General features: G+C 31.5%; 16 protein-coding genes. 15 read left to right on the top strand and 1 reads right to left on the bottom strand.

All coding sequences use genetic code 11. The features are described 5' to 3' along the window. The first annotated feature begins 13 nt into the window (after positions 1-13). From J5J03_RS03595 to cysQ, 15 genes are all read left to right on the top strand, one after another. Positions 14-1,174 carry a DegT/DnrJ/EryC1/StrS family aminotransferase gene (locus J5J03_RS03595; protein ID WP_208586132.1) on the top strand — a complete coding sequence of 387 codons (1,161 nt, stop codon included), beginning with the start codon at positions 14-16 and terminating at the stop codon, positions 1,172-1,174. Continuing rightward, positions 1,128-1,784, top strand: a complete 657-nt coding sequence (locus tag J5J03_RS03590; RefSeq protein ID WP_208586131.1) for a sugar transferase — start codon at positions 1,128-1,130, stop codon at positions 1,782-1,784. Before J5J03_RS03595 ends, J5J03_RS03590 begins: the two co-directional genes overlap by 47 nt. Positions 1,785-1,797: 13 nt before the next feature. Next, positions 1,798-2,610 carry a sulfotransferase gene (locus tag J5J03_RS03585; RefSeq protein ID WP_208586130.1) on the top strand — a complete coding sequence of 271 codons (813 nt, stop codon included), beginning with the start codon at positions 1,798-1,800 and terminating at the stop codon, positions 2,608-2,610. Between the two features lie 42 nt (positions 2,611-2,652). Beyond that, complete coding sequence (locus J5J03_RS03580; RefSeq protein ID WP_208586129.1) at positions 2,653-3,711, top strand: lipid II:glycine glycyltransferase FemX; 1,059 nt, start codon at positions 2,653-2,655, stop codon at positions 3,709-3,711. A 26-nt stretch (positions 3,712-3,737) separates the two neighbouring features. Beyond that, positions 3,738-4,907, top strand: coding sequence for a glycosyltransferase family 2 protein (locus J5J03_RS03575; protein WP_331460420.1), 1,170 nt, complete (start codon positions 3,738-3,740; stop codon positions 4,905-4,907). 25 nt (positions 4,908-4,932) lie between these two features. Beyond that, positions 4,933-6,243, top strand: a complete 1,311-nt coding sequence (locus J5J03_RS03570) for a nucleotide sugar dehydrogenase (protein WP_269435778.1) — start codon at positions 4,933-4,935, stop codon at positions 6,241-6,243. A gap of 17 nt (positions 6,244-6,260) precedes the next feature. After that, the gene (locus J5J03_RS03565; protein ID WP_208586128.1) at positions 6,261-7,358 is read left to right on the top strand and encodes a glycosyltransferase family 4 protein; all 1,098 of its coding nucleotides are present in this window, start codon (positions 6,261-6,263) and stop codon (positions 7,356-7,358) included. Positions 7,359-7,371: 13 nt separating this feature from the next. Then, positions 7,372-8,499 (top strand): glycosyltransferase, encoded by a 1,128-nt coding sequence (locus J5J03_RS03560; RefSeq protein WP_208586127.1) that lies wholly within the window; start codon positions 7,372-7,374, stop codon positions 8,497-8,499. Between the two features lie 57 nt (positions 8,500-8,556). Continuing rightward, positions 8,557-9,816 (top strand): O-antigen ligase family protein, encoded by a 1,260-nt coding sequence (locus J5J03_RS03555; protein ID WP_208586126.1) that lies wholly within the window; start codon positions 8,557-8,559, stop codon positions 9,814-9,816. A 174-nt stretch (positions 9,817-9,990) separates the two neighbouring features. Next, positions 9,991-11,496: a flippase gene (locus J5J03_RS03550; RefSeq protein ID WP_208586125.1), complete on the top strand. Its 1,506-nt coding sequence runs from the start codon at positions 9,991-9,993 to the stop codon at positions 11,494-11,496. A gap of 13 nt (positions 11,497-11,509) precedes the next feature. After that, entirely contained in the window at positions 11,510-12,466 is a 957-nt protein-coding gene (locus tag J5J03_RS03545) for a sulfotransferase family protein (RefSeq protein ID WP_208586124.1), read from the top strand. A gap of 111 nt (positions 12,467-12,577) precedes the next feature. Then, positions 12,578-13,480 (top strand): sulfate adenylyltransferase subunit CysD, encoded by a 903-nt coding sequence (gene cysD / locus J5J03_RS03540; protein ID WP_208586123.1) that lies wholly within the window; start codon positions 12,578-12,580, stop codon positions 13,478-13,480. A 1-nt stretch (position 13,481) separates the two neighbouring features. Continuing rightward, positions 13,482-15,308: an adenylyl-sulfate kinase gene (gene cysC, locus J5J03_RS03535; protein ID WP_208586122.1), complete on the top strand. Its 1,827-nt coding sequence runs from the start codon at positions 13,482-13,484 to the stop codon at positions 15,306-15,308. A 66-nt stretch (positions 15,309-15,374) separates the two neighbouring features. Continuing rightward, positions 15,375-17,153, top strand: a complete 1,779-nt coding sequence (locus J5J03_RS03530) for an SLC13 family permease (RefSeq protein ID WP_208586121.1) — start codon at positions 15,375-15,377, stop codon at positions 17,151-17,153. A gap of 22 nt (positions 17,154-17,175) precedes the next feature. Continuing rightward, on the top strand, positions 17,176-17,970 hold the full coding sequence (cysQ, locus tag J5J03_RS03525) for a 3'(2'),5'-bisphosphate nucleotidase CysQ (RefSeq protein ID WP_208586120.1): 795 nt from the start codon (positions 17,176-17,178) through the stop codon (positions 17,968-17,970). 109 nt (positions 17,971-18,079) lie between these two features. Here the strand turns inward: cysQ and J5J03_RS03520 are convergent, their stop codons facing one another. Next, on the bottom strand, positions 18,080-18,451 hold the full coding sequence (locus J5J03_RS03520; RefSeq protein ID WP_208586119.1) for a helix-turn-helix domain-containing protein: 372 nt from the start codon (positions 18,449-18,451) through the stop codon (positions 18,080-18,082). Positions 18,452-18,597 lie beyond the last annotated feature (146 nt).

Below are 18,597 nucleotides of genomic sequence, written 5' to 3'. Positions count from 1 at the left end.
AAGTCTTTTTCTCATGGCTAAACAAAGAATCTTTCTTTCTTCTCCACATATGAGTGAAGAAGGATATGAGCAACAATATGTTCAAGAAGCTTTTGATACTAATTGGATAGCACCGTTAGGCACAAACGTTAATGAGTTTGAAAAAGAACTAGCTACTAAGGTAGGGGTGAAATCAGCAGCTGCCTTATCTTCTGGAACCGCAGCGCTTCACTTAGCATTGCGAGCAGCTAATGTAGGTGAAGGGGATATTGTTTTTTGTCCATCTCTTACATTCTCAGCAACAGCAAATCCAATTGTTTACCAAAATGCTACTCCTGTTTTTATAGATTGTGATAAAGAAACATGGAATATAAGCCCTGAAGCATTAGAAGCTGCTTTTCAAAAATATCCTAAAGTAAAAGCAGTTATTATAGTTCACTTATATGGATTATCAGCTGATATGGATAGAATAATGGAAATTTGTAATAAATATAACGTCGTAGTTATAGAGGATGCGGCCGAATCACTTGGGGGTTATTATAAAGGAAAACAGACGGGGACATTTGGAGACTATGGTGTTTTCTCTTTTAATGGAAATAAAATCATTACCACTTCAGGAGGTGGTATGTTAGTTTCTAACGATGAAGAAAAAATATCAAAAGTACGCTTTTGGTCAACACAATCACGTGACCAGGCAAGACATTATCAACATAGTGAATTAGGATATAATTATCGAATGAGTAACGTTCTTGCCGGTATTGGTCGTGGACAACTAAAAGTACTAGAAGAACGAGTGAAAAAGAAAAAATACATATTTGAATTTTATAAGAGAGAGCTTGGGGAATTGGAGGGGCTTTCCTTTATGCCAATCAATACATGGGATGAACCAAACTATTGGTTAACATCTTTAACAGTAAGTGGAAAGATAACCCCAATTGATATTATTGAAGCTTTGGAGTCTGAAAATATAGAATCAAGACCTATATGGAAACCGATGCATATGCAGCCATTTTTCAAAGAATACGATTTTATCGGTGATGGTATTTCTGAAAGGTTGTTTGAAACAGGAGTTTGTTTACCTAGTGATACAAAAATGACGGATAAGGATTTATCTAAGACAATTAATATTATAAAAAGGTTGTGGTATAATGCCTTCTACAGCGCAGCAAAAAGAGCACATAAAACCACACAATAATCGTTTGTATTCGAAATTTATAAAACGAATCATTGATCTTGTTGTAGCATTACTTTTAATTATAGTCATAAGTCCATTGCTTTTAATAATCTCAATATGCATAAAGTTAGACTCTAAGGGACCAGTATTTTATAAGCAACGGAGAATTGGATATCAAAATAAAGAATTTCAAATATATAAGTTTAGAACGATGGTTGATAATGCCGAAAAGATAGGTGCTGGTTTACGAACTAGCGAAAATGATGCCCGAATTACAAAAATAGGTAGAATATTAAGAATAACTAGTTTAGATGAGGTGCCTCAAATTATAAATATAATAAGAGGTGAAATGAGTATCATAGGACCTCGCCCAACTGTGCCACAAATCATAAACAAGTTGGAATATGGAGCACAAGATAGACACTTAGTTTTACCAGGGGTTACGGGTCTTGCACAGATTAATGGTAGGCAATCAATTGATTGGAAAGAAAAAATTAATTATGATCTAAAATATGTGAAAAGAATTTCATTTAAATTAGATTTATTGATCTTCTTTAAAACATTCTTAGTAGTGTTCAAAAAAGAATCAGTACATAAAAAAGAAATATCAAAAGAATTCAATGATTTATAGAGAGGGAAAAATAATGTTTAAACAAATAATATCCATACATGGTGTTCCGCGATCAGGTACATCTTGGTTAGGGCAGATATTTAATAGTTCAGAAGAGGTAAGGTATAAATTTCAACCTCTTTTTTCCTACACTTTTAAAGATGCAATACATGTACGTAGTTCTAAAGAAGAAATATTAAAATATTATAATGAATTATATAATACAGAAGATGAATTTTTAGATCAAACTCAACAAATAGAAAAAAGTATATATCCATCATTTGAAAATAAAGAAAGTAATCCTAAGAAACTTGTTACAAAGATGGTACGGTATCATTATCTAATACCTACTTTGCTATCTTCTGTAGACGATTTTAAACTTGTAGCCATAATAAGAAATCCACTAGCTGTTTTAAATTCCTGGAGGAATGCACCTAAAGAATTACCTCCTCATTTAAGTTTTGAAGAGGAATGGCGATATGCTCAGAATCGAAATTTATTTAGGCCAGAAGAGTATTTTGGATTCGAAAAATGGAAGGAAGCTACAAAACTATATTTATGGGCGAAAGAAAAGTATCCTAAAAAAGTTTATTTGTTAAAATATGAGGACTTAGTTTCCAATACTGTAGACGTTACGAAGGATATGTTTGATTTTTGTGACTTGACAATTGGTAAACAAACAAATGATTTTATAGGTGATTCTAGAAGTAAAATGAATGACAATCCTTATAGTGTATATAAAGGTAAAAATAACACAAAAGAATGGGAAAACCAATTGCCAAAATCCGTGATCGAAGAAGTGTATCATGAATTAACTGGTACAGAATTCGAGCAGTTTTTGAAGTGAAATTTTCTTAGAATGAATGTCGTTTATTAAAGGTGTGGTGAAATGTTAAGGGTGGTTACAGTTCAAGAAGAGGAACTTTGGAATAATCTTGTCAAATCAATGGATCACTATGATGTTTACCAATTAGTCGATTATGTAAAAGCATTTAAAATCCATGGGGATGGAGAGCCTTTACTATTTTATTATGAAGATAACGAAATCAAAGCGATTAATGTCGTAATGAAAAGGGATATTGCTTCAGATCAGAACTTTAAAGGAATAATTGAAGAGAACAAGTTTTTTGATCTATCTACTCCTTATGGTTACGGTGGCTTTCTAATTGAAGGTCAAAAAAACAATGATAATATGAATCAATTGTTTGAAGAATATCAAAATTATTGTATTAAACATAATATCGTCTCTGAATTTGTTAGATTCCATCCATTATTAAATAATTGTCATGATGTTGAGGACTATTATGAAGTAGTACAATTAGGAAATACTATTACAGTTAAACTTGAAACGGAAAAGAAACTCTGGGAGAACATGGTTGGGAAAAACCGTAATGTTATTAGAAAAGCCATGAAATCCGGAGTGAAAATTTATTGGGGTAGAAATCAAGAACTATATAACAAATTTATTGATATGTATAATGACACGATGGATAAAGATAATGCCAGAAATTACTATTATTTTGATATAGCATTTTATGATAGTGTGTTGAATGATTTAAAATATAACTCGATGATTTTTTATGCTGTCTTAGAAGGGGAAATTATCGCTATGTCTATGATATTGTATGCAAATGGTAAAATGCATTATCACCTTTCAGCATCTTGGCGCGAGTACTTGAGATATGCTCCCACAAACCTGTTATTAACAGAAGCTGCGACGTGGGGAATAGCTAATGGTTTTGATTTATTTCACCTTGGCGGAGGTTTAGGTTCGGGGGAAGATAGTTTATATAAATTTAAAAAAGCATTTAATAAAAATTCAGACACTTACTTCTCGGTTGGAAAGAAAGTATTTAATAATGAAATATATGAGAAATTATTAAGAATGAGAAGTTTAAATGATAAAGAAGTACCATCAACTGATTTCTTTCCAGCTTATAGACAGTAAGTATTGAAAAAAAGGAGAATTGAAAGGTGGTTAACATATTCTTTATAGTGGTATTTAACATAAGTTTATTTATTATTTTTTGGGCAATGGTTGGATACCCACTATCTATGAAATTACTAAATAGAGTGTATATAAGTAGATATACCCCGAAAGATTATAAGCATGATCCGACTGTAACAATAATGGTTGTTGCACATAATGAAGAAGACGTCATCAAAGATAAACTACAGAATATCATTAATTTAGACTATCCAAAACACAAAATAAAGTATTTGATTTCATCTGATAATAGTACAGATAAAACAAATGAGATAGTAGAGGAATTTATTAAACAACATCCTAATGAAAATGTATATTTACATAAAGTGAAAAATAGGCTAGGTAAAACAAATGCTCAAAACGAAGCTCAAAAGTTAGTCAATACTGAATTTTTAGTTATGACAGATGCAAATTCTATATTAGAAAAAAATGCAATAAGAGAATTAATGGCAAGTTTTACATCTGATGATATAAGTTATGTAACAGGAAAACTAATAATATCGAATGAAAAAAGTGGATCAGTAAGTAATAGCGAAGCAGGATATTGGAACAAAGATTTGGAAATTAGAGAAATTGAATCGAAAATTCAAACTATTACTGCAGGAAATGGTGCTTTATATGCGTGCCGTAATAGTGAATATGTTGATTTCGAACCTATAAAATCACATGATAGCAATATGCCACGTTACTATGCATTAAAAAGGAAACGGGCAATTTCTAATCATGAAGCAATTGCTTACGAAAAAGCTGGAGAAAAAATTGAAGATGAGTTTAAAAGAAAAGTAAGAATGAATAGAAGGATTTTACAAAATATCTTACCCGATATCAGAATTCTGAATGTGTTTAAGTACAAGTGGTATTCCTATTTTTACTTTGGGCATAGAACATGTAGATATTTGCTATGGATTGCACATTTGTTATTATTTATAAGTAATGTAATTTTGATTAGTGAACAATGGATTTACTTAGTGACATTTGTTGGACAAGGTGCATTTTATTTTCTAGCATTAATTAAATTAATATTAAAGTGTAATAATAAATATATTAATCTTATTTATTATTACTGTGTTACCTTATCAGCGCAATGGGTTGGAGTATATAATATACTTACAGGTAAGGCCAAACCTTTCTGGGAAAAGGCGGAAAGTACGCGCTAAAACCTAAATGTGGAGATGGTTAAAAATGCTTTATAATGAACTGTTAAATAGGGAAGAAAAAATATCAGTCATAGGACTAGGTTATGTAGGTATGCCGATTGCTGTGGCTTTTGCTAATAAAGTAGATGTAATTGGATTTGATGTAAATGAAAAAAAGATAAATCTATATAAAAGTGGTATAGATCCTACAAACGAAGTTGGAGACGAGGTGATTAAAAAAGCAAGTGTTGATTTCACTTCTGAGGAATCTAGATTAAAAGAAGCTAGGTTTCATATCGTATCTGTACCAACCCCAATTAATGTTGATAAAACACCTAACTTAGCACCTATAGAAAGAGCTAGTGAAACAATAGGCAGAAATCTTACAGAAGGTTCGATAGTAGTATATGAATCTACCGTATATCCTGGTGTTACGGAGGAAGTTTGTATACCTATTCTTGAGAAAGTGTCTGGTTTAAAAGTTGGTAAAGATTTCAAAGTAGGTTATTCCCCGGAGCGTATTAACCCGGGAGATAAGATTCATACTCTTGATAAGATTGTTAAGATTGTATCGGCAACTGATGATGATAGTTTAGAAGAGATTGCAAGTGTATATGAGTTAGTTATTGAAGCAGGTGTACATAAAGCTAGTTCAATAAAAGTTGCTGAAGCAGCCAAAGTGGTTGAGAATAGTCAAAGAGATATTAATATTGCTTTTATGAATGAATTAGCTATGGTGTTTAACCGAATGGGTATTGATTCACAAGATGTTTTAGATGCAATGAATACAAAATGGAACGCACTGGGTTTCTCACCTGGTTTAGTAGGTGGACATTGTATAGGAGTGGACCCATATTACTTCATTTATGAAGCAGAAAAGTTAGGCTATCATAGTCAGATTGTATTATCAGGTAGAAAAATAAACGACGGTATGGGAGCTTTTATTGCGGATGAAACTATTAAAAAGCTAATTGAAACTGATAAAATTGTACGAAAAGCAAAAGTAGCAATTTTAGGTATGACTTTTAAAGAAAATACTCCGGATACTAGAAATTCAAAAGTTATTGATATTGTAGACCGTTTGAAGGAATATGGTGTAGAACCAATAGTTGTTGACCCAATAGCAGATAAATCAGAAGCTAAAAAAGAGTATGGTATTGAATTGGAAGAGCTAGAAAATATAAATAATGTTGACTGCGTGGTTCTTGCAGTTGCACATAATGAGTATCGACATATGACACTAGAAGATTATAAAAAGTTATATGCTAAACATAGTAAGAATATCTTTATAGATGTTAAGAGCGTATTTAGTAGAGAAGAACTCGAGAAATCTGATTTAACTTATTGGAGATTATAATTTAGGAGATTTGATTTATGAAAGTCTTGCACATTAATTCCTATTACAGTACAAGTAAGTTTTATAAAAATTTTTTTGATGAACAAATTGATTCAGGTTTAGATATAGATGTTTTTGTTCCTGTAGATAAAGGTTTTAAGTCTGATTTTGATTTTGGTTCATATTCCAAGATAAGTAGTAATCATAATAAACATGACCGTTATATATTTTATCTAAAGCAGATGAAAATACTAAAAGATGTTCAATATCAATATAATATTGATGATTATTCAATTATTCATGCACACTCTCTTTTCGTTAATGGTTATGTAGCTTATAAGTTGTATAAAAAATATAAAGTACCTTATATTGTAACGATTAGAAATACAGATATAAACATATTCTTTAAAAAAATGATTCATTTAAGAAAAATAGGTATAGATATATTATTAAATGCAAAAGAAATTATTTTTATATCAAAAGGTTACAAAAAAATAGTACTTAAAGAATATATTCCAGCTAAATATGTGAAAATAATTAACGGTAAGTCTTCAATCATTCCGAATGGGGTTGATCCATTTTGGTTAGAAAATAAGCCAAGCTTTTCCAAAAGTAAACTTGATAGAAATATTAAGTTATTACAAGTAGGCGACATTAATAGAAATAAAAATCAATTAACTACGCTAGAAGTAGTGCAGAAATTAAGAGATTCTGGTTATAAGATAGAGTTGACTGTAGTAGGGAAAGATAAGGATAACTTTATTTTAAAGGAATTAAATAAGCATAAGTTTGTTCATTATATTTCTCATACAACCAAGGAAAACTTATTAAATATATATAGACAACATGATATTTTTGTATTGCCCTCTTTGCGCGAAACCTTTGGTTTAGTTTATGTGGAGGCGATGAGTCAAGGTTTACCGGTTATTTACTCGAAAAATCAGGGGTTTGATGGGCATTTTAAGGATGGGACTGTGGGGCATTGTGTTGATAGCCTAAATAAGGAAGAAATTGCTCATAAAATAATGACTTTAATAGAAAACAGAAAGAAATATTTTGAAACCAATAGTAAATTAGCCCACAATTTTTCTTGGGAATTAATTTCAGAAAAATATTTAAAATTATATGACCAATAAAAGGAAAGATTATATGAAAGTTATGATTGTTGCAAGAGGTTATCCTACAAATAAATATAAAATGAATGGAATATTTGAATTTGATCAGGCAAAAGCCTTAGTTAAAGAAGGAATAGAAATAATTTATGTAGCTATAGATATTCGTTCTGTTAGAAGATGGAGAAAATGGGGAATTGAAAAGAAAAAGATAGATGGGGTAAATATTTATGTTTTAAATATACCATGTGGTAATTTTCCTAAAAAAATACAAAATAACATAAAAATATGGGGACTAAAAAAAATATATAATATCATATATAAGGAGCATGGTAAGCCAGATTTAATTCATTCTCATTTTATAACCGTTGGTTATATTGTATCAAAAGTTTTTAACCATTCTTCTATTCCATTAGTTATGACTGAGCATTACTCGTTAATGAATCAAAATAAGTTAAATGAATATTTTAAAAAAATTGGTTTATATACTTATAATCGAATGGATAAGGTTTTAACCGTAAGCAGTTATTTAGGAGATAATATAGCTAGTAGATTCAAAATAGAAACTGAAGTAGTTCCCAATATTGTAGATTTATCAAACTTCAATCATATTAGTAATGCATCAAAAAAAGGCTTTGCTTTTATATCAGTAGGTCGTCTTCACATGGATAAACGCATGGATTTACTGATTGATGCCTTTAGTTTAGCTTTTAAGAAACAGCCAAAAGTAAAACTTTTCATATATGGAGATGGTAATGAGAGGAAAAAATTGGAAAATAAAATAAAAGAACTAAACATGAATTCTCAAGTTAAATTAAAAGGTTTAGTAGATAGAGAAGTTATAGCTGATCAAATGGAGAATAGTCATTGTTTTGTATTAGCTTCAAAGTTGGAAACATTTGGGCTTGCATATGTAGAGGCATTAGCAAAGGGTTTACCAGTAATCTCGACGCGTTGTGGCGGGCCAGAAGATTTTATCACTCCAGAAAATGGAATTTTAATTGAGGAAGAAAATATTCAAAGTTTAAAAATTGCAATGGAATATATGTATAAAAATATATCCGAATACAACAGTTTCACCATTTCTGAGGATATAAAAAGTAATTTCAGTCCCCATTCAATAGCTATAACGTTAATAGATATATACAAAAAATTGTTAAGCTGATAGTATTGAGAAATATATTGATAAGTAAATATTTTTAATTAGTGATGAGGTATAGTGATGTTTTTAGGTACAGATAATAATAATATTAACGTAATTAAATTGATCCTTTTTTTTTCAATTTTAACTCCAAGTATAAATATTGGTAATTTACCGAGCTTTCGATTAGAGCAACTTTTGATCATTATAATAGTTTTTTATGTAATTATTCGTACATTTAAGCGAAAAAAGGTAATATTATCAATCTCACCTTTTGTAAAAATATATATTTTCTTTGCTTTTATTATTATTATTTCTTCTTTTGTAGGAAGTATAAAAGGATATACCCCGACCATCAATGACTATTTTGAATTATATAAAGTTTTTTTATACAGCTCTATATTTTTGATTACTAGCACATTGATAAATTCTGATCAAGATAGAATTCAGGTATTAAAAGCTATAGTATTGTACTCTTCCTTATCATCTGTGATAGCTATAACACAATACTTTAATTTATTTGGTTTAAATAGTTTATATGTTCCAGCTATTGCTCCAACACAATACGAGTCACTGATGCCTGGTTACCAAAGTCCGAGAGTAGTTGGGTTATCTAATAATCCAAATGTATATTCTGTTATTCCAGGAATTGGTTTTTTATTATCGTTGTGGTTACTAATTGAAAAAAATGAAAGAAAATATGTATTTACCTTAATTCTTACTTTCTTTGCGAACTTAATGACTTTGTCAAGGACTGGGTTTGTTTTTTTAATATCAACTAGTTCCATAATGATTCTCTCAACTTTAATTCTACAAGGAATAAATTTGAAACTTCTTTTAACCGGTATAATAAAAAAAAGAACTATGATTATACTTTTTCTTTCTTTCATAACGGTCTCCAGTTTGGTCTTCATAATAATAAATTTTGTACCAGAAGAATTGTTATGGAGATTACGTAGTACAAATTTACAAGAAGACAGTAGTTGGCAAGCGAGGCTTACAAACTGGAATGAAGCGCTGACTTTTTTTAAGGATAGTCCACTATTCGGAATAGGACCTGCTAAAGACTATTTTAGTATTCATGTGGATAACGAATGGTTATTTTTGTTAGCTAGATATGGAACATTTGGACTGACAGTTTTGGTGTTAGCATTTCTAGCTCCTGTATTCACCAATCGTGGAGTATATAGAAAATATAAAAGCATTTATTACGGGATTATTGTTGGTATGGCTTTATATATGATTCCAGCATCTATATACCACTCTTTTCAATTAATGATAATTATTTTAGTAATATTAGCATGTGTGATCAATGCTAAAAAAAACTTTTTTATAAAATAAAATTATTATTTTTTGAATGGTTTAGGTGTACTAGAGATTATCAATTACTTATTAAAATGATAAATCTATAAAGTAAATACTCTTATTAGAAGATTCTCTTACTCGCTTAACACATTTATATTCACAATTATGCTTAAAATTTAAAAACAATATGAATCTTAGAAAGGTGAACTAATGAATAGAGAATTAAAAAATGTAACAAAGCAGTCAGGGATAGTATTTGTGGGAAAACTGATTGGATTAGTAATAACATTTTTGTTTAATTTAATTGTAGCTCGTTTATTAGGTGCTGAAGTTTTTGGGGAATTTACTTATTTATACACTTTTATAAGTTTCTTTCCTATCATAGCGCTGTTGGGTATACAGCAAGGTTTAGTGTACTATATTCCTAAATTATCTGAAGAAAAAGAACATAAGATTAAAAGAGAGTTCATCACAATTAGTTATTTAATAGTTAGTATTTCTAGTATTCTATTAGTAGTTATAATAATAGTAAATTCAGAATTAATTTCAAAACATTTGCTTAATGATTCAAATTTAAGTACTACTCTTAGGTTAATAGCTCCTATGATTATATTATTGACATTAGTACAATTATCACAAGGAGTATTTAGAGGTATTAAAGAAATAAAACCTTTTATAATAAATCAAAATTTGATTGTACCGAGTTTTAAGGTTATTTTTTTTATTGTGGCTGTAAGCATCATAAGTTATAATATCAACTCAATAATCTTGTCTTTTTATTTATCAATAGGTATAGGTGTTATATATCTACTATACTATATTTATAGTAGTTTATTATTTGGAAAATTCGCTTTCAATTCTATTATATTATATAAAAAAGTATTAATTTATTCATTACCGTTATTATTGACTGGTTTTTTAGGGTTTATCAGCCAAAAGACAGATATTTTTATGATAGGATATTATTTAAATAATGAAAATGTAGGAATATATAGAGTAGCCCTACAAATTGGAACTATAAGTAGTTTTGTTTTAGTTGCCTTTAATATGATATTTGCTCCTACAATATCATCATTATTTAATAGAGGTGACATGAACAAGTTGAGTTATATGTTTAAGACAATAACAAAATGGGTAGTAACAATTAATTTAATTGCATTTGGATTAATAGTTTTAAATAGTGCTGAAATTATGTCTGTATTTGGAGAAGAGTTTGTTTCAGGGAATGTGGCACTAATTTTAATTTCTATAGGTCAAGTTGTAAATGTCGGTGTAGGGTCCTCGGGTTATATGTTAATTATGACAGGTTTTCCTAAGTACGAAATGTATAATAATTTTTTGACAGTCAGTATTAATGTAATATTAAATTTAATTCTGATTCCTAAATATGGAATAGAAGGAGCTGCAATTGCGTCTTTAGCATCTGTATCTATAGCTAATATAACAAGATTATTAATGGTATACAAAATTCATGAAATTCATCCCTACAGTAAAGATTATTTAAAAATATTTAGTGTTATAACACTAAGCTATTTAATGTGTGTGTTTCTAAAACAAATAATTAATTTTAATATATATATAGACCTTATATTATATACGATGTTATTTACTATTTTATCTGGAAGTATATTATATATTTTAGGTGTGTCTAAAGAAGATAAACAGCTTATTCACATGTTTATTCGAAAAATCAAAAAAAGTTCAAATAACGGATGAAAGGTTGACTTAGATGTATAAAAGAAGGAAACTTAGTGGCCTTAAGAACCTGCGATCATATTATTATTACAATAGTCTTAAAACATTATTAAAACCAACAAAGGCTTTTCCTTTGTCAGATGAAAATATAGAGCCTTTTTTTATAATTGGTTCGGGTAGATCAGGGAACACGCTTTTAAGAAGTATTTTAACGCAAAACAAGAATGTAGTAATTCCGCCGGAATCTTATGTCTTAGGTAAAGTTATTCACAAATATTATCATTATATACACATGAATAACATAACGTGGAATGAATTATGTGCTTTAATACTAGCGAATTTTGAAAATCATCCTGAATTTAAATGGTGGGGAATTGATGATATTTGGAGGGTATATAAACGACTGGTGAACTTAGAGAAAAAAAATCAAAGTTTAGCATTTATTATTCAAGAAATTTATAAAGAATATGCTAAATTAAATAATTTACAAATGAAAAAATGGGGTGATAAAACTCCTTTAAATTCATTTAGTCTTACCGAAATACTAAAAGTATTTCCAAATGCAAAATTTGTTCATCTTATAAGAGATGGACGAGATGTTGTCGCTTCATATAAAACAGCCAAATTATATGAAAACGTAGAAGAAGCTTGTGATAGATGGGTTGATAGTCTCCGGCATATAAGGAAATTTTCCAGTCTTTTATCAAATGATTTTTATCATGAAGTCAAATACGAAACTTTAGTAAACTCTCCTTTAGATGAAACAAAGAAAATATGTAAATTTTTAAACATTGGCTTTCAGACAGAAATGATATACCGAAGCAGTAATATCAGAATGGGTGATGTTGAAGGTTTAAATCATCATAAAAATGTAAAAAATCCAATTAGCACTTCTTCTATAGGTAAGTGGGAAACTTCATTGACAGCAAAAGAAAAAAATATAGTGTTAGAAAAATGCAACTATTATTTAAAAGCGTATTATTATATTTGAAGCAGATATAGATAATTAAACTGAGCATTGAAAATAACTGAACATGAAAGCATTAAATAAGATGATAGTATTTATATTCTCAATGATTTTAATTTACTAGGAGGTATTAAAATGAGACATCATCTATCTCACCTCGACCAACTCGAGGCAGAAGCAATTTACATAATCCGCGAAGTAGCCGCAGAATGCGAAAAACCAGTAATGCTATATTCAATCGGTAAAGACAGTTCTGTCATGCTACATTTAGCAATGAAAGCTTTCTATCCGGAGAAACCACCATTTCCATTCTTGCATGTGAATACAACATGGAAGTTTAAAGAAATGATAGATTTCCGGGATCGAAAAGCAAAAGAATTAGGTATTGAAATGATTGAACATATCAATCAAGAAGGTGTAGAACAAGGCATTAATCCGTTTGATCACGGTTCTGCCTATACCGATATTATGAAAACGCAAAGTTTAAAACAAGCTCTTGATCAATACGAATTTACCGCTGCATTTGGTGGTGGTCGTCGTGATGAGGAGAAATCACGTGCAAAAGAACGGGTTTTCTCTTTCCGAAATAAAAATCATGCATGGGATCCAAAAAATCAAAAACCAGAAATGTGGAAGTTATACAATACTAGAATTAACAAAGGCGAAAGTATGCGAGTATTCCCACTGTCTAACTGGACAGAGAAAGATATCTGGCAATACATAAAACGAGAGAACATTGACATTGTTCCGCTTTATTTTGCTAAAGAGCGTCCTGTAGTCGAACGTGACGGTAATATTGTGATGGTAGATGATGACCGTTTGAAATTAGAACCAGGTGAAGAAATCAAGCATAAGAAAGTTAGATTCCGTACATTAGGATGTTACCCTCTAACTGGCGGCGTAGAGTCAGAGGCGGAAACGTTAGATGAAATTATCGATGAAACATTAGGTGCTGTTTCATCTGAACGTACAAGCCGTGTCATTGACCAGGAAGCTGCTGGGAGTATGGAACGCCGTAAGAGAGAGGGGTATTTCTAGAATGAAAGGTTTATTAAAGTTTATTACATGTGGTAGTGTTGACGATGGAAAATCTACGTTAATTGGACATATGCTTTATGATGCAAAGCTATTATTTGCTGACCAAGAAAAAGCATTAGAACTAGATTCAAAGGTTGGTAGCCGTGGAGGAGAAATTGACTACTCCCTACTGCTTGATGGTTTAATGGCAGAACGGGAACAAGGTATTACGATAGACGTTGCTTACCGTTATTTCACAACCGATAACCGTTCCTTTATTGTTGCTGATACACCGGGACATGAAGAATATACTCGTAATATGGCTGTTGGTGCGTCCTTTGCTGATTTAGCAGTTATTTTAGTAGATGCAACAAAAGGTGTGATCACCCAAACAAAACGTCATGCGCGTATTTGTGCATTAATGGGTATTAAACATGTCGTGCTTGCAGTAAACAAGATGGATCTCATTGGTTTTGATCAAAAACGTTTTGAAGAAATTAAAAATGACTTCTTACAAATGACCTATGGTTTTAATCTTGAAAGTGTTCAAGTCATTCCAGTTTCTGCTACAGAAGGGGATAACATTACGAAGAATTCTGAAAATACACTTTGGTATGACGGTAAAGCATTATTACCTTATCTAGAAGACATTGAAGTAGAAGAAGATGTGGATCAAGAGGAATTTGTAATGCCTGTTCAGCGTGTAAGTCGTCCAAACCATACTTTCCGTGGTTTTCAAGGACAAGTTGAAGCCGGTCATATTAAGGTTGGTGATGAGCTTATTACACTTCCTAGTCAGGAAAAGGCTAACGTTAAAAGCATTCTCGTAACCGATCATGAAGTATCTGAAGCTGGTGCTGGACAACCTGTAACGGTACAATTAGACCGAGAAGTGGACGTTTCTCGAGGATGTGTAATAACGACATCAGAAAATATTCAGGTTACCGATATGTTTACTGCTACTATTCTATGGATGGATGATACGGAATTAGTAGAGGGACGTAATTATTTAGTAAAAGTAGGAACCAAACTATTACCAGGTACGGTGATGTCTATTAAGAATAAAATTGATATTAATACTGGTAAAGAGGTTCCAGCTGATAAAATCTTCAAAAATGAATTAGTAGAATGTGATATTTCATTATCAGAAAACATGGTTTTTGATAAATTCGAAAATAATGAAGCACTAGGTGGGCTTATTTTAGTTGATCGTGTCACCAATATGACATCTGCTTGTGGTGTCATTAAACATGAATTACGTCGTTCTACAAATGTCGTATGGCAGGATACAGATGTAACACGTGAGGTTAGAGCGCAGCAAAAAGGTCAAAAACCATTAACATTATGGTTCACAGGACTGTCTGGTTCTGGTAAGTCTACACTTGCTAACGAAGTAGAAAAACGTCTTGTAGCGACGGGTCATCATACGATGTTATTAGATGGTGATAATGTACGCCATGGTTTAAATAAAAACTTAGGCTTTAAAGAACAGGATCGTGTAGAAAATATTCGTCGTATTGCAGAAGTTGGTAAATTGATGAATGATGCTGGTTTGATTGCTTTAACTTCCTTTATTTCACCGTATGACAGTGATAGACAAAATGCACGTGAAATTATTGGAGATTCCTATATTGAAATTTTCGTAAGTACACCGCTAGAAGTTTGTGAAGAACGAGATGTTAAAGGGCTTTACAAAAAAGCACGTGCTGGCGAAATTCCTAATTTCACTGGTATTTCTAGTCCATACGAAAAACCAGAAAATCCTGAAATTGAGATCGATACAAGTAAATATTCGTTAGAAGAAGCGACTGACTACGTAGTGAAAGAAATTATGAAATACTTAGACTAAAGAGATAACAGCTGCTATCAACTTACATGGTAGTAGCTGTTTCTTTCAGAAGGAGGTGATCCCTCTATGACATTTGATATGGCATTTGTTTTAGTTATTATTATCTTGATGTTTTTAGCATTGCTCTTTGAAGTAGCAAGGCCTGATATGATCATTTTTTCAGTCCTAGTTATCTTTGTCTTAACAGGACTATTAACTCCAGAAGAAGCCTTTAAAGGTTTTTCTAACCAAGGGATGTTAACCATTGCTTTATTATTTATCGTAGCAGGAGCTGTTCAAAAGCATGGTATGCTCGAACGTATGATGACTGGGTGGTTAAATAAAAGTAGTCAAAAGAAAGGTTCGTTACTACGTTTTTATTTTCCTGTTTCGCTTTCATCTGCATTCTTAAATAATACGCCGATCGTGGTTGCCTTTACGCCAATGATCAAAAAATGGTGTGAAGAAAGAGGGATCGCCCCTTCTAAGTATTTAATTCCATTATCTTATGTCACGATATTAGGCGGAACGATTACTTTGATGGGGACATCTACTAATCTAGTTGTCCATGGTATGCTAATTGATTTTGGCCTAGAAGGATTTACTCTTTTTCAATTAGCTGTGGTCGGTATTCCGGTTTTAATCTTAGGTTTTATTTATCTTTTTACAATAGGGTATAAAATCTTACCAAACCATAAGGGCTTTAGTGAACAGGTGAAGAAAGATACGCGTGAATATATGGCCGAAATGACCGTAACAAGTGAATTTCCTTTCCTTAACCAATCTGTTCAAGAAGCAGGATTACGTGATTTGAAAGGGTTATACTTGATAGAAATTATCCGTCAAAAGGAACGCATATCTCCCGTTAAATCTACTGCTATCGTAGGTGATGGAGACAGATTAATCTTTACAGGCTTAATTTCTACTATCGCAGAATTACAACAAATGAAAGGGTTAAGATTAGAAACAGGCACACATTTAGATTTAGATGATCTAAGAAATGGCGAAGTTCAATTAGTCGAAGCGGTAGTGTCTCATCAATCATCCTTATTATCGAAATCATTTAAGCAATCACAATTCAGGTCAAGATATGATGCAGGTGTCTTGGCTGTACATCGCAACAATGAACGGATTAAAAGTAAAATTGGAGATATCATACCTAAACCCGGGGATGTCTTACTTTTACTAGCAGGCTCAGACTTTATCAAAACCTATAACAACTCTAATGACTTTTATGTTGTATCATCATTAGATACTCCTAATAACTTGAATGAAAATAAAGGTAAAGGATGGTTTTCTCTATTCGTATTAATTGCGATGATATTATCTGTGACAATAGGTTTGTTATCGATGTTTAAAGCTATGCTATTAGCTGTGTTTATATTTATTGTGACCAAAATTATAACTCCAGAAGAGGCAAAGAAAAATATTCAGTTCCATGTGCTATTATTAATAGCCAGTGCATTCGGAGTCGGAACAGCAATGACGAAGACAGGATTGGCATCATGGATGGCAAAAGGAATTCTTGAAATTGGTGAACCACTCGGTATTATCGCTTTGTTGGTTGCGATTTATCTATTAACCAATATATTTACAGAACTTATCACGAATAGTGCAGCGGCAGTGCTGATGCTTCCGATTGGATTGGAGATGGCAAGTTCATTAGGAGTAGATTATATGGGATTTGCGGTCACAATTGCGATTGCAGCTTCAGCTAGCTTTATAACACCAATTGGTTATCAAACAAATCTCATTGTCTACGGACCTGGTGGATATAAATTTAGTGATTATATCAAGGTAGGTACCCCGTTAAGTATTATTGTTATGTTTGTTACTGTAACCATCGTTAACATGGTATGGTTCTAAATAAAATAAAGGTGGGAATAAAATGAGTAAATACATAGTTGATTTGTTTCAAATTTGTTTAGACGCAGGAAAAGAGATAATGGAAGTCTATCAACAAGACTTTGATGTTGAATTGAAAGAAGATGATTCACCATTAACTGTAGCAGATAAGAGGGCACATCACGCCATTGCAAAAGGATTAGAGAAAATCGATGCTAGTATTCCGGTATTAAGCGAAGAGGGCAAGGAAATTCCATATGAAGCACGTAAAGACTGGACTCAATTCTGGTTAGTTGATCCCCTCGATGGAACGAAAGAGTTTATCAAGAAAAATGGTGAATTCACGGTAAATATCGCTTTAATTGATGGAAATCACCCAAAATTGGGAGTTATTTATGCACCAGCGCTTGATACGTTTTATTTTGGTGTAAATGATGAAGGAGCTTATAAGTTAAATGATGCATCAAAAGTGATTATCACAAGTGCAGAAGATTTAATCAATCAAAGTGTTAAATTACCAGAAGTTCAAGATACTAATGTTACAAATGTAGTCGCTAGTCGTTCACATATGTCAGAGGAAACGGAAGCATTTATTAATGAACTAGATGGAGAAGTAAATGTAGTATCATCTGGAAGCTCTCTTAAATTTTGCTTGGTAGCTGAAGGAAAAGCAGACTATTATCCACGTTATGCTCCGACAATGGAATGGGATACTGGAGCAGGACAAGCTATTGTCGAAGCAGCTGGTGGTAAAGTTACTCGATATGAAGATGATGAGCGTTTTTACTATAACCGGGAAAAATTGTTGAATGGGTGGTTTTTAGTTAGTAGAGGATAGTATTTTAACATAAATAACAGTCCCACCTGGCGTATTCATCCTGGGACTGTTATTTTTTTTTATTATAATTCTTTGAGTATCAGATAATTTTCAAAAAGCTTTCACTTCTCTAAAATTCATCTCTAATAAAATCCAACATTCGTTTGATACGTCTTATATTATTGTCTCGATCATCATTAATTTGCTCTAGAAGATGTTCCTTTTTCATAAGATGGACTGTTTTGATCTCATCTTCGGTTAGCATTAATTCTTCTGAAAAGCGAACGGGATGTTGTTTCGTATCAATTAAGCCTAGTAAATAATCAGCAGTTACGTCAAATATTTCAGCTAGTTGTTTGATAGTTTCAAGAGATGGTTCATTTCTTCCTTGTTCGTAGTATCCATAAGCACTCGTCGAGATATTTAGCTTTTTTGCTACTTCTTCTTGCATTAGCTCTTTTTCTTCTCTTAAATTTTTTAATCTTTCTCTGAATATTAACATAAGTTACTCCCTTTCTTGGATGCATTATACAATGGACTGTTGGAAGAAGGTTCTTTATACAACTAAAAGTAGCGTATTAAATTTACAAACAACAAAAAGTTGTATATAATATTTTCTTAGAGTGGGAAGTGTAACTGGAAATTATT

Source organism: Gracilibacillus suaedae (assembly GCF_017599345.1).
Classification (GTDB): domain Bacteria; phylum Bacillota; class Bacilli; order Bacillales; family Amphibacillaceae; genus Gracilibacillus; species Gracilibacillus suaedae.
The sequence above is the reverse complement of the archived record's forward strand: the minus strand, read 5'-3'. Positions and strand labels throughout refer to the sequence as shown.

Coding starts and splice junctions, on each gene's coding strand:
- J5J03_RS03550 (WP_208586125.1), top strand. CDS start 9,991: ATGAATAGAGAATTAAAAAATGTAACAAAGCAGTCAGGGATAGTATTT.
- J5J03_RS03520 (WP_208586119.1), bottom strand. CDS start 18,451: ATGTTAATATTCAGAGAAAGATTAAAAAATTTAAGAGAAGAAAAAGAG.
- J5J03_RS03545 (WP_208586124.1), top strand. CDS start 11,510: ATGTATAAAAGAAGGAAACTTAGTGGCCTTAAGAACCTGCGATCATAT.
- J5J03_RS03595 (WP_208586132.1), top strand. CDS start 14: ATGGCTAAACAAAGAATCTTTCTTTCTTCTCCACATATGAGTGAAGAA.
- J5J03_RS03560 (WP_208586127.1), top strand. CDS start 7,372: ATGAAAGTTATGATTGTTGCAAGAGGTTATCCTACAAATAAATATAAA.
- cysQ (WP_208586120.1), top strand. CDS start 17,176: ATGAGTAAATACATAGTTGATTTGTTTCAAATTTGTTTAGACGCAGGA.
- cysD (WP_208586123.1), top strand. CDS start 12,578: ATGAGACATCATCTATCTCACCTCGACCAACTCGAGGCAGAAGCAATT.
- J5J03_RS03570 (WP_269435778.1), top strand. CDS start 4,933: ATGCTTTATAATGAACTGTTAAATAGGGAAGAAAAAATATCAGTCATA.
- J5J03_RS03565 (WP_208586128.1), top strand. CDS start 6,261: ATGAAAGTCTTGCACATTAATTCCTATTACAGTACAAGTAAGTTTTAT.
- J5J03_RS03530 (WP_208586121.1), top strand. CDS start 15,375: ATGACATTTGATATGGCATTTGTTTTAGTTATTATTATCTTGATGTTT.
- J5J03_RS03590 (WP_208586131.1), top strand. CDS start 1,128: ATGCCTTCTACAGCGCAGCAAAAAGAGCACATAAAACCACACAATAAT.
- J5J03_RS03555 (WP_208586126.1), top strand. CDS start 8,557: ATGTTTTTAGGTACAGATAATAATAATATTAACGTAATTAAATTGATC.
- J5J03_RS03580 (WP_208586129.1), top strand. CDS start 2,653: ATGTTAAGGGTGGTTACAGTTCAAGAAGAGGAACTTTGGAATAATCTT.
- J5J03_RS03585 (WP_208586130.1), top strand. CDS start 1,798: ATGTTTAAACAAATAATATCCATACATGGTGTTCCGCGATCAGGTACA.
- cysC (WP_208586122.1), top strand. CDS start 13,482: ATGAAAGGTTTATTAAAGTTTATTACATGTGGTAGTGTTGACGATGGA.